Annotated in this window: 9 protein-coding genes; 6 read left to right on the top strand and 3 right to left on the bottom strand. The window is 73.5% G+C overall.

Annotated features, from left to right (window positions below; genetic code table 11):
• Window positions 1-174: 174 nt before the first annotated feature.
• Window positions 175-1662: a SulP family inorganic anion transporter gene (locus ACZ7KX_RS32460; RefSeq protein ID WP_470329577.1), complete on the bottom strand. Its 1488-nt coding sequence runs from the start codon at window positions 1660-1662 to the stop codon at window positions 175-177.
• Between the two features lie 174 nt (window positions 1663-1836).
• Window positions 1837-2439: a carbonic anhydrase gene (locus tag ACZ7KX_RS32465; RefSeq protein ID WP_402802973.1), complete on the bottom strand. Its 603-nt coding sequence runs from the start codon at window positions 2437-2439 to the stop codon at window positions 1837-1839.
• A 462-nt stretch (window positions 2440-2901) separates the two neighbouring features.
• On the opposite strand from ACZ7KX_RS32465, the gene ACZ7KX_RS32470 reads away from it, so the two are divergent.
• The 5 genes from ACZ7KX_RS32470 (at window position 2902) to ACZ7KX_RS32490 (ending at window position 9087) form a co-directional block, all read left to right on the top strand.
• Complete coding sequence (locus ACZ7KX_RS32470; RefSeq protein WP_470329578.1) at window positions 2902-3927, top strand: expansin EXLX1 family cellulose-binding protein; 1026 nt, start codon at window positions 2902-2904, stop codon at window positions 3925-3927.
• A gap of 131 nt (window positions 3928-4058) precedes the next feature.
• Complete coding sequence (locus tag ACZ7KX_RS32475) at window positions 4059-4589, top strand: SigE family RNA polymerase sigma factor (RefSeq protein WP_470329579.1); 531 nt, start codon at window positions 4059-4061, stop codon at window positions 4587-4589.
• Window positions 4586-5380, top strand: a complete 795-nt coding sequence (locus ACZ7KX_RS32480) for a hypothetical protein (RefSeq protein ID WP_470329580.1) — start codon at window positions 4586-4588, stop codon at window positions 5378-5380. The genes ACZ7KX_RS32475 and ACZ7KX_RS32480 overlap by 4 nt, the downstream gene beginning before the upstream one ends.
• A 418-nt stretch (window positions 5381-5798) precedes the next feature.
• Window positions 5799-7298 carry a cellulose binding domain-containing protein gene (locus ACZ7KX_RS32485; RefSeq protein ID WP_470329581.1) on the top strand — a complete coding sequence of 500 codons (1500 nt, stop codon included), beginning with the start codon at window positions 5799-5801 and terminating at the stop codon, window positions 7296-7298.
• Window positions 7299-7311: 13 nt separating this feature from the next.
• Window positions 7312-9087 carry a glycoside hydrolase family 6 protein gene (locus tag ACZ7KX_RS32490; protein ID WP_470329582.1) on the top strand — a complete coding sequence of 592 codons (1776 nt, stop codon included), beginning with the start codon at window positions 7312-7314 and terminating at the stop codon, window positions 9085-9087.
• A 58-nt stretch (window positions 9088-9145) separates the two neighbouring features.
• Here the strand turns inward: ACZ7KX_RS32490 and ACZ7KX_RS32495 are convergent, their stop codons facing one another.
• Window positions 9146-10195 (bottom strand): LacI family DNA-binding transcriptional regulator, encoded by a 1050-nt coding sequence (locus tag ACZ7KX_RS32495; RefSeq protein WP_470329583.1) that lies wholly within the window; start codon window positions 10193-10195, stop codon window positions 9146-9148.
• A gap of 336 nt (window positions 10196-10531) precedes the next feature.
• Between ACZ7KX_RS32495 and ACZ7KX_RS32500 the strand changes: the two genes are divergently transcribed.
• Window positions 10532-11983 (top strand): GH1 family beta-glucosidase, encoded by a 1452-nt coding sequence (locus ACZ7KX_RS32500; protein ID WP_470329584.1) that lies wholly within the window; start codon window positions 10532-10534, stop codon window positions 11981-11983.
• The last annotated feature ends 150 nt before the right edge of the window (window positions 11984-12133 follow it).

A 12133-nucleotide genomic window follows, 5' to 3' on the forward strand; every position in this document is an offset into this window, starting at 1 on the left:
CCCCTCCGCGGTCACCAGCGCCCTGCGGGCCCCGGCCCCGGGGCCCTGCCCGTCCTGGAGGTCACGATGTGTGCCCCCACCAGCAGGTAGGCCGGCATCCTCTTCAACCCCTTGCCGAATCGGCACGTCCGGACCGCCGGACGACCCGCCCACCGGCCGGAGCCGGGCCTCCGCTCAGCCCACCGCGGCCGGGAGCCCGACCAACTCGGCGCAGCCGCTGCGGTTGTGGCGCTCCTGCCACAGCTCCAGGGCGCTGCGGCACGCGTGGTCGAGGTGGCGCACGCCGGAGAGGTCGAGCCTGACCGGGCGGTCCGCAGGCAGTTCCTCCAGTGATTCCAGGGTTTCCAGCAGCCGGGGCAGCCGGAGGAAGGTGGCGTTCCCGTGCAGGGTCACCCGGACGGCACCGTCGGCCGGATCGGTGACCGCGATGTGCAGGTGAGAGGTGTCCCAGGCGCTCTTGAGCACCGCCAGGAGCAGGCCGAGCAGCACGCCTTCCAGCAGGTTGGTCACCACGACGGCCAGCGCGGTGACCGTCAGGATCGCCGCCTCGCCACGATCGGCCCGCCAGAGCGGGCGCAGCGTGCGGACCGGGACCAGCTTGGCGCCCGCGTGCACCAGCACGCCGGCCAGGGCCGCGAGCGGGATCGCGGAGAGCGCGGCGGGGAACAGTGCGGCGAAGAGCAGCAGCCACAGTCCGTGCAGCACCCGGGAGGCCTTGGTCCGGGCACCGGCCTGCACATTGGCGGCGCTGCGCACGATCACGGCGGTCATCGGGAGCGCGCCGAGCAATCCGCAGACGGTGTTGCCGACGCCCTGGGCGAGCAGTTCGCGGTCGTAGTCCGTACGCGGGCCGTCGTGCAGGCGGTCGACGGCCGCGGCGCTGAACAGGCTCTCGGCCGAGGCGATCAGTGCGAACGCGAGCGCCGTACCGAGGACACCGACGCTGCCGAGCGCCGCGAGGTCGGAGCCGCCGGGCAGGTGGACCACCCCGGCGAGGCCGGCCACCCGGACCCGGGCGACGGGCAGGTCGAACAGAGCGGTGGCGACCGTCGCGGCGGCGACGGCGGCGAGCGGTGCGGGCACCACCCGGACGCGGGCGGGCAGGCGCGTCCAGAGCAGCAGGACCGCCACCGTACCGGCGCCGATCGCGACGGCGGCGAGGGCGTGCGGGCGCCCGGCGACCTCGGCGGCCAGGCCCGGGAGGCCGGCCAGTTTGGCGAGGCCGTCGCCCGGACCCTTGGCGTCGGCCAGGGCGTAGAGCTGACCGGCGATCAGGACGAGGCCGATTCCGGCGAGCATCCCCTGGACCACGGAGACGGATATCGCCCGGAAGAGTCGGCCGAGTCGGGCCGCGCCCATGGCGAGTTGGAGCAGGCCGGCCGCGGCGGTGATGACGCCGAGGGTGGCGAGACCGTGCTCCTGGACGGCGGCGAAGACCAGCACGGTCAGGCCGGCGGCGGGGCCGGACACCTGGAGGCTGCTGCCGGGCATCAGCCCGGTCAGCACGCCGCCCACGATGCCGGTGATCAGGCCGAGTTCGGCCGGTACGCCGGAGGCGACGGCGACGCCCACGCACAGTGGGAGCGCGACCAGGAAGACGACGACGGAAGCGGGGAGGTCAGAGCGCAGAGTGCTCAGCCGAAGGGCGGGACGACGGGTCATCGGGTCCTCGGGAGAGTAGCGGTGCGGACGGTGTCGGTCCGGAGGGTGGTGGCGGCGCCCCCGGAGCGGGGGCGGGGAGGAGTGTGAGCGCTTGTGAGCGTTCACCGGCGGGACAGCCAGGTTCACGGCGGCTTCACGGTGACTTCACGTGACTTCACCGGGCTTCACCGGGCTTCACAGCGGCAGGAAGAGGCCCGCGTCGGGCCGGTGGGCGAGCACCAGCCCGGTGTGGATCTCGTAGAACCAGCCGTGCAGCCGGATCCCGCCCTCCCGCAGCCGCCGGGCCACGGCCGGGTAGCCGCGCAGCCGGTCCAGCTGGGCGAGGACGTGGCGCTGCACCGGGCCGGCGACGGTGGGGTCGAACACGTCGGCCCCGTCCGCGCCGAGCTCGGCCGGGTCGGCCTGGCGCAACCAGGCCCGGACGGCGGGAACGACGCTGAGGTCCTCTCCGCGGACCACGGCTCCGACGGCGCCGCAGTGCGAGTGGCCGCAGACCACGATGTCACGGACACCGAGCACCTCGACGGCGTACTCGATGGTGGCGGTCTCGCCCGAGGCGCGGTCGGCCCGGTAGGCGGGGACGATGTTGCCCGCGGTACGGAGTTCGAAGAGGTCGCCGGGGTCGGCGTTGGTGATCAGCGCGGGCACCACGCGGGAGTCCGAGCAGGTGATGAACAGGGCCTGGGGTGCCTGGCCTGCGGCGAGGCCGGTGAGTTCCCGGCCGGTGTCGCCGGCGCGCTGCGGAAAGGCCCGGGCCCGGTCGATGAGCGGATCCATGGGGGTTCTGCCTCCTTCGTGCCCCTGCGGCTCGGGCCGGAGGGGTGATGGACGGGGCGGTGCCTCGGAACGGTGTGCTCCGGGCGGAAGGGCGCGTCCGCGACGGGTGCGACGGGTGCGACGGGTGCGGCACGCCGCTGGGCCGCGTCGTCGTCGGTGCCGGTCCGGCGACCTGATGACGCGTCAAGAGTGAGTAAAGCACGCCCATGGGAAGAGTAAAGACGCGTTCCGGGCGCAACTTGTGCCGATCTCGTTAACATCCTGTTGCCCTGAGCGGCACGAGGCCTTCCGCTCCGGAAAGCCGCCCCCCGTACGCACGAGTCGTCCCGGAGGTCCGGCGGTCCGCCCGCCACCTCCGACCCACGGTCCGGCCGGTCGAAGATCTCCCGATCGGGCGGCAACCCTTCCGTCTCCGGTGGCCACTGAGTGGTGCAACGACTCGATCTACCGAACTGGATGGGCATGAGGGCAACGAAGCACGCCGACCCGCGGGCGCGGCGACGGCAAGGACTCGTCGTGGGGATTCCGCTGGCACTGGCGGCGATCGGGGTGCTTCTGTGCCTGTCCCTCGCGCTGCTCCCGGGGAACGGGGGCGGCCCCGGCACCGAAGCCGCGCAACCGGCCGGCGCCTCCGTCGCGGCCACCGGGACGAGCGCTCCGCCCGGCACCGGTGTCCCGACCGAGGCCACGCCCCCGCCGTCGCCGTCGTCGGCAAGCAGCCCCTCCCCCGCGGCCACCGCCACCCCGTCGCCGTCGGCCACACCGACGCCCACCCCCACGGCGCGGCCGTCGGCCTCCACCGCCACCCCGTCCGCCTCGGCCGCCGGCGCCACCGCCGGCGCCGGCACGGTGACGTACGCCGCGCCGCTGGCCGGTCGGATCAAGCCGGGGACCAGCTACCCGGGCGTCGCAACCTCCTACGACGCCGCCGACGGCAACGGCGCGTGCTCGTTCGGCCCGTCCGGCGACCTCATGGTCGCGGCGATGAACCACACCGACTACGAGGTGTCCCGTGCCTGCGGGGCGTACGTGCTCGTCCGCGCCGCCGGCGGGGCGAGCATCACGGTGCGGATCGTCAACGAGTGCCCGCTGCCCTGCGCACCCGGGCAGCTCGACCTGAGCCACGAGGCCTTCGCCGAGCTCGCCGAGCTCTCGGTGGGCCGGCTCCCGATCACCTGGACGCTACTGAGCCCCGGCAGCGCTCCGGACACCGTGTCGATCCGGTACAAGACCGGGTCCACCCAGTGGTGGTGCGGGATCCAGGTGATCGGGCACCGGAACCCGGTGGCCACGCTGGAGGTCCGGACCGGCGGCGGTTGGCGACGGTTGTCGCGCACCGACTACAACTACTTCCTCTCCCCCGACGGCGGCGGGTGCGGTGGGGCGATCAGGGTCACCGACGTCTACGGGGAGCAGCTGACCGTCGACGGGACGGCGGTGAAGCCGGACGTCGTCCAGCCCACGCGCGTGCAGTTCGCCCGGCATTGACCGCGACACCGGTCCGTCGACGGCCGGTCGCACCCCTCCGGGGTGGGCACCGCGTCGCCCCGGAAGCGGACACTGCTACGCTCACGCCGATTGTTAACGTTCACATTGCAGGGAGAGGGCGACCGGGGGACATGCTCCTCGATGACACCTCCGCGGAATTCCACGACTTCTTCGACCGCCACTACGCCGAACTCGCCCGCCTCGCGTACGTCCTGACCGGCGAGGCGGACGCGGCCGACGACCTCGCCGCGGACGCCCTGCTCGCGCTGTGGCGACGCTGGGACCGGCTCCGCGCGGCCGACCACCCCCTCGCCTACGCCCGCGGGGTGGTCGCCAACATGGCCCGCGAGCGGATCCGCAGCGCGGTCCGCGAACGGCGCAGGGTCCTGCTGTTCTGGACCCGCAGCCCCGAGAGGACCGACGGGCCGGACGTGGCCGCCGTGCTGGACGTCCGGGCGGCGCTCGCCCGACTGCCGTTCCGGAAGCGGGCGTGCGTGGTGCTGCGGCACGCCTTCGACCTCTCGGAGAAGGACACCGCCGCGGCGCTGGGCACATCGGTCGGTACGGTGAAGAGCCAGACCTCGAAGGGGATGGCCGAGCTGGAGAGAGCACTCGGCGCACGAGCCGTCGGCGAACTGACCGCAGGAAGGAGGAACCGGTGAACGAGCACATCACCCGGCAGCTGCGCGAGGCCGCCGAGGCCCACCAGCCCGATCGCGCACGAATGCTGGCCCGCGTGCAGCGCGGCGCGGCCGGTCCCGCCGTCCGTCACCGCGCACGGTCGGGCCTGCGGTCATGGCCCAAGGTCGCGCTCGCCGGCCTCGCCGCCGTCGGTGCCCTGGCCACCGGCGGACTCGCCATGGCCGGCATCGGCTCCTGGACCCCGACGCCGTCGGACACCGTCACCACCGCACCGGCGACCCCCTCGCCGACGGTCGAACCGACGCCGACGCCGACGCACTCTGCTCCCCCGCCCGCCGCCCCGGCACCGGCGACCACCGCGCCGCCCACCGGCACGCCGACCGGCCCGCGACCGACCCCGTCGGCGAGCAGCCGGGCCCAGAACGGCCCGCTGTGGTCGGAGGCGTCGATCGACCCGCACAGCACCGTCTTCTGGGCCCAGAGCAACCTCATCCTCAGGACCACCCAGCCGCTCACCTCGCTCACCGTCGAACTACGCGTCGCGCAGACCGGCGACGTGCGCGACACCGGCAACTGGCGGACGCTGCCCGTCGACGACTTCACCGTCACCGTCCAGGAGACCGGCGGCGCACTGGTCTACCGCTGGGTCCTCAAGCCGGGCCGTACCGTTCCGGCCGGGCAGCACGAGTTCGCCGGCCAGTACAACCACGCCACCGGCGTGCGCGGTTCCGCGAACGACGGCTACCGCGTCGACGCCCAGTCCGCGGGCGGTTCCGCGTCCGTCTGGGGAGGCTTCCCCCCGGTGCGCTGAGGACCGACGGAGGGTTGGTCCGGAAGCGGTCCGTGTGCACGCTCACACGGACCGGAACGAACCGGGCGCCCACTCGACCGAGCGGGCGCCCCGTGAGGTGCCTTGTGAGCCAGGGCGATCAGCAGGCCGCCGCCGGCGACGAACGGAATCATGTGGCTGACGAACGGCCACCCGTGGCTTTGTGACGGGTGGCTGCGGAGGTTCCACGACAGTGCCCGACCAGTGGGAGCGCTCCCACTGTGAGGGATCGCCGCGGACCGGTCAAGAGGCGCGACGAGCCGAACACCTCCGCCCACGAATCCCGGCAACTCCCCTTTTCCTTGGCGGCAGTTGGCGCTACGGTCGGTGGCCACCAGTGGGAGCGGTTCCATCAGTCGGCGCGCCGGGAACGGCGTGTCCTCGCTGCAAGGAGTCGCTCATGCGACACCCCCCACCCCTCACGGCGCTGCTGGGCGGCGCGGTCCTCACCCTGGTGAGCGCCGTGTCCGCCACGGCGGGTGCGGGCCCCGGCACCGCCGTTCCACCCACCTGCTCCGTGGCCTACTCCACGGTCAACCAGTGGGACGGCGGCTTCCAGGCTTCCGTCGTCATCACCGACAACGCTGCACCGACCAGTGGCTGGACCCTCGGCTTCGACTTCACCGGCGGCCAGCACCTCACCCAGGGCTGGAGTGCCGGCTGGTCCCAGTCCGGTACGAAGGTCACTGCCACGAACGAGAGCTGGAACGGCTCGCTCGGAACCGGCGCGAGCCTCACCCTCGGCTTCACCGCCTCCTGGTCCGGTGCCAACCCCGCCCCGACCGGGTTCACCCTCAACGGCCTCGCCTGCAACGCGGGTCCGACCCCCACACCCACCACCACCCTGACCACCACTCCCACCCCGACCGCCACCCCCACCGCCGGCGCGCCCGAACTCGGCGTCAGCGGCGTCCGGTTGACCGACCGCAGCGGCGCCACCCGTCGCCTGCTCGGCGTCAACCGCTCCGGCGGCGAGTTCATGTGCGTCCAGGGCCACGGCATCTTCGACGGCCCGGTGGACGACACCGCCGTACAGGCCATCGCGGACTGGAAGGCCAACGCCGTCCGCATCACCCTCAACGAGGAGTGCTGGCTCGGCCTGGACAACATCCGGCCCGAGTACCGGGGCGCCGCCTACGTCGGCGCCGTCAAGGAGCTGGTGGCCCGCGTCCTCGCACACGGAATGACCCCCGTGGTCGAACTCCACTGGACGTACGGCCAGTACACCGGCAACTCGGCGGGCTGTCCGGACGTGCACGCCTCCTGCCAGAAGCCGATGCCGGACGCCCGCTACGCCCCGGCCTTCTGGACGTCGGTCGCGAACACCTTCAAGGACGACCCCCGGGTGGTCTTCGACCTGTTCAACGAGCCCTACCCGGACCGGGCCACCGCGACCGCCGAACAGGCCTGGACCTGCTGGCGCGACGGCGGCAGCTGCCCGGGCATCGGCTACGAGGTGGCCGGCATGCAGGACCTGGTGGACGCCGTCCGCGCCACCGGCTCGCGCAACGTCGTGCTCGTCGCCGGGATCGCCTACGCGAACGACCTGAGCGGCTGGCTCGCCCACGCGCCCTCCGACCCGGCCGGCCAACTGGCCGCCGCCTGGCACGTCTACAACTTCAACTCCTGTTCTGACGAGGCCTGCTGGAGCTCCACCCTGGCCCCGGTCGCCGCCCGCGTCCCGCTCGTGGCGGGCGAGATCGGCGAGAACACCTGCGGACACGGGTTCGTCGACCGCGTCATGAAGTGGTCCGACGACCGCGGGCTCTCCTACCTCGGCTGGACCTGGAACACCTGGGACTGCTCCGCCGGTCCCGCCCTGATCAGCGGCTACGACGGCACCCCCACCGCCTTCGGCCTCGGACTGCGCGACCACCTCCGCACCCTCGACGGACACTGAAAGGGACCCCACCATGAGCCGCACCACCCACCCCACCACCGTCAACCGGTTGCGCAGCAGCCGGACCGCCCTGCTCGCCGCGCTCGGCCTGCTGGCCGCGACCGGCGCCACCGTGCTGTCCACCTCGGCGGGCGCCGCCGCGGCCGGCTGCCGGGTCGACTACCAGGTCTCCAACCAGTGGGACACCGGCTTCGGCGCCACCGTCGTCGTCACCAACACCGGTGACCCGCTGAGCTCCTGGACCCTGGAGTGGACGTTCGCCGGCAACCAGCAGGTCACCCAGGGCTGGAACGCGACCATCAGCCAGTCCGGGGCCGCCGCCACCGCCCGGAGCGTCTCGTACAACGGCAGCCTGGCGACCGGCGGTTCCACCTCCTTCGGCTTCAACGGCTCCTACAGCGGCGCCAACCCGGTCCCGACCGCCTTCACGCTCAACGGCGTGCCCTGCAACGGCGCCACCCCGACCGGCACGCCGACGGCCACGCCCACCGGCACCCCGACCGGCACCCCCACCGCCCCGCCCACGACCCCGCCCGGCACCCGCGTCGACAACCCGTACGCCGGCGCGAAGGTCTACGTGAACCCGGAGTGGTCCGCGCACGCCGCCGCCGAGCCCGGCGGCGCCAAGGTCGCCGGCCAGCCCACCGGCATCTGGCTGGACCGGATCGCCGCGATCGCCGGCGCCAACGGCAGGATGGGGCTGCGCGCCCACCTCGACGAGGCGCTGCGCCAGAAGGGCGGCGGCGAGCTCGTCGTCCAGCTGGTGGTCTACGACCTGCCCGGCCGGGACTGCGCCGCCCTCTCCTCCAACGGCGAGCTCGGCCCGACCGAGATCGACCGGTACCGGACGGAGTTCATCGACCCGATCGCGGCCATCCTCGCCGATCCCAAGTACGCCGGCCTGCGGATCGTCACCACCGTCGAGCTGGACTCGCTGCCGAACCTCGTCACGAACACCACGCCGCGTGCCACCGCCACCCCCGCCTGCGACGTGATGAAGGCCAACGGCAACTACATCAAGGGCATCGGCTACGCGCTCAAGAAGCTCGGCGCGATCCCCAACGTGTACAACTACGCCGACGCCGGACACCACGGCTGGCTCGGCTGGGACGACAACCTCACCGCGTCCGCCGAGCTGTTCAAGCAGGCGGCGACCGCCGAGGGCTCCACCGTCGCCAACGTGCACGGCTTCATCGTCAACACCGCGAACTACAGCGCGCTGAAGGAGGACGACTTCACCATCGACGACAGCGTCAACGGCACCTCCGTGCGCCAGTCGAAGTGGGTGGACTGGAACCGGTACGTCGACGAGCTCTCCTACGCGCAGGGGCTGCGGACCAAGCTGGTGTCGCTGGGCTTCGACCCCGAGCTCGGCATGCTGATCGACACTTCGCGCAACGGCTGGGGCGGCGCAGCCCGGCCGGCCGGGCCCGGGCCGCGGACGAGCGTCGACGCCTACGTCGACGGCGGGCGGTACGACCGGCGGCTGAACACCGGCAACTGGTGCAACCAGGCGGGCGCGGGCCTCGGCGAACGGCCGCAGGCCGCCCCGGCGCCGGGGATCGACGCGTACGTCTGGATGAAGCCTCCGGGCGAGTCGGACGGGGCCGGCAAGCAGATCCCGAACAACGACGGCAAGGGCTTCGACGGGATGTGCGACCCGACGTACACCGGCAACCCGAGGAACAACAACCACATGTCCGGTGCGCTGCCGGACGCGCCGCTGTCCGGCGAGTGGTTCTCCGCCCAGTTCCAGGAGCTGCTGAGGAACGCCTACCCGGCCCTGTGACGCGACGGTCGGCGCCCCGGCCGTCCGGAGCCCCGCGCGGCTCCGGACGGCCCGCGGGTCAGGAGGACCGCCGCACCACCAGCTCCGTCGGCAGCACCAGGCGGGACGGCTCCACGTCCTCACCCGCGATCTGCCGCAGCAGGAGTCCGGCCATGGTGCGGCCCATCTGCTCGATCGGCTGGCGGACGGTGGTCAGCGGCGGATCGAGGTGGCGGGCCACCGGCGAGTCGTCGACGCCCACCAGCGCGACGTCGCCGGGCACGTCCAGGCCCCTGGCCCGCAGGACGGCGAGGGCTCCCACCGCCATCAGGTCGGAGGCGGCGAACACCGCGTCCAGGTCCGGGCAGCGCGCCAGCAGCTCCCGCATCGCCCGGCGGCCGCCGTCCTCCGTGAAGTCCCCGACCGCGACGAGGCCCTCGTCCGCCGGCAGTCCGGCCGCGGCCAGCCCCTGGCGGTAGCCGGCCAGCCGGCCCTCGGCGGCGTCCATGTCCGACGGGCCGGTGATGGTCGCGATGCGACGCCGCCCGCGCCCGGCCAGGTGCTCCACCGCCGAACGGCCGGCCCCCACGTTGTCGGAGTCGACGTACGCCACCGGCTCCTGCGGCGAACGGCGCCCGTTCAGCACGGTCGGCAGACCCAGCGCGCGCACCTGGTCGGGCAGCGGGTCGTCCCGGTGGACCGAGACCAGCAGCACGCCGTCCACCCGCTGGGCGGCGAGGTACTGCTCGAAGCGCTGCCGCTCCTGCTCGGTGCGGATCAGCGTGAGCAGCAACTGCTTGTCCGCCGCGCCGAGTTCGGCGCTCACGCCGCGGATGATGTCCAGGAAGTACGGTTCCGCGAACAACCGGGCCTCGGTCTCGGGAACGACCAGCGCGACCGCGTCCGTCCGGCTGCCGGCCAGCGCCCGGGCCGCCCGGTCGGGCACGTAGCCCAGCTCCGCTACGGCCCGGCCCACCGCCTCCTTCGCCTGTTCACTCACCCGCGACGACCCGTTGATCACGCGCGACACCGTGCCGCGCCCGACCCCGGCCCGGGCCGCGACCTCCTCCAGGGTCGGTCTTCCGCTCTGCCGTCCGCCCACTGCCCACGCGCCTTCCGTCGCCGCCATCGGTCTCGCGCCCGCCTGGCAGGCGATCGTAGGTCACCGGGGCGCGGCGCCGCCATGGTTCGCCCGGGTCCGGGATGGCGTGGACCGGCCGACCGGCGGGCGCCCCCGGGCAGTTCGGCCTCATCCCTTGACACCGGATCAGCTGAGGCAGGAACCTTCCGACATGACGTGGGAGCGCTCCCACGTCCGTCTCCGGGAGGCCTCCACCGATGTGCCCCGGCACCACCGACCCGCGGAACAGCGCCTACCTCCGGAACGCCCTGGGCAACACCTTCACCATCGGCATGATCTCCACCGCCTCCGGAACGCCGTACCCCCTCACCGTTGGAGCAGCCCGTGCCCGTTCCCCCCTCCCGCGCCCTCCCGGCCACCACCGCGCCGCTCCGGTTCCCGGCCGGCTTCCTCTGGGGCGCGGCAACCTCCGCCTACCAGGTGGAGGGGGCCGCCGCCGAGGACGGCCGCACCGCCTCGATCTGGGACACCTTCTGCCGCACCCCGGGCAAGGTCTTCCAGGGCCACACCGGCGAGGTCGCGGTCGACCACTACCACCGCTTCCGCGAGGACGTCCGGCTGATGGCCGAACTCGGCCTGACCGCCTACCGCTTCTCCGTCTCCTGGCCGCGCGTCCAGCCCACCGGCCACGGCCCCGCCGTGCAGCAGGGCCTGGACTTCTACCGCCGCCTCGCGGACGAACTGCTCTCCCACGGGATCACCCCCGTCGCCACGCTCTACCACTGGGACCTCCCGCAGGAGCTGGAGACCGCCGGCGGCTGGGCCGAACGCACGGCCGCCGAGCGGTTCGCCGCGTACGCCGCACTGGTGGGCGAGGCGCTCGGCGACCGCGTCGGCCACTGGACCACCCTCAACGAGCCCTGGTGCAGCGCCTTCCTCGGCTACGGCTCCGGCGTCCACGCCCCCGGCCGCACCGATCCGGTAGCCGCCCTGCGCGCCGCCCACCACCTCAACCTCGGACACGGCCTCGCCGTCACGGCGCTGCGCGGCGCGCTGCCCGCCGACGCGCAGGTGTCCGTCTCGCTCAACCTGCACGCGCTGCGCCCGCTCACCCCGTCCGCCGCCGACCGGGACGCCGTGCGCCGGATCGACGCCGTCGGCAACCGGGTCTTCCTCGGCCCGATGCTGGAGGGCGCCTACCCGGAGGACCTGCTGGCCGACACCGCCCACCTCACCGACTGGTCCTTCGTCCGGGCCGGCGACGAGAAGGAGATCCACCAGCCCCTGGACTGGCTGGGCGTCAACTACTACACGCCCACCGTCGTCTCCGCGACCGCCGAGGACGCCGCCCCCGCCCGCGCGGACGGCCACGGCGGCGGCACCGCCTCGCCCTGGCCGGGCGCGGACCGGATCGGCTTCCACCCGGCACCGGGCGAGCGGACCGCGATGGACTGGGCCGTCGACCCCACCGGCCTGCACCAGCTGCTGACCGACCTCGCCCACCGCCACCCCGGCCTGCCGCTGATGGTCACCGAGAACGGCGCCGCCTACGAGGACGAAGTCGGCGAGGACGGCACGGTCCACGACCCGGAACGCACCGCCTACCTCCACGCCCACCTGGCGGCCGTCCACCGCGCGACGACCGACGGCGCCGACGTGCGCGGCTACTTCGCCTGGTCACTGCTGGACAACTTCGAGTGGGCGTACGGCTACGACAAGCGCTTCGGCCTGGTCCACGTCGACTACCCGACCCTGACCCGCACCCCCAAGTCCAGCGCCCGCTGGTACGCCCGGGTGGCCCGGAGCGGCGAGCTGCACCCGCCGGCCGGCGGGTAGCGCCTCCGCGGAAGCGCTGCGGGGACCGCGCGGAAGCGGCCGGTGCCGGGCGGGACCGCCCAGCACCAGCCACCCCCCCCTCCCCCCCAAAAAACCCCCCCCCCTGAAACACTCCACCAAAAGCGAGCAAAGAAAAGGAAAAAACCCCTG

Source organism: Kitasatospora sp. NPDC038210, assembly GCF_055600605.1.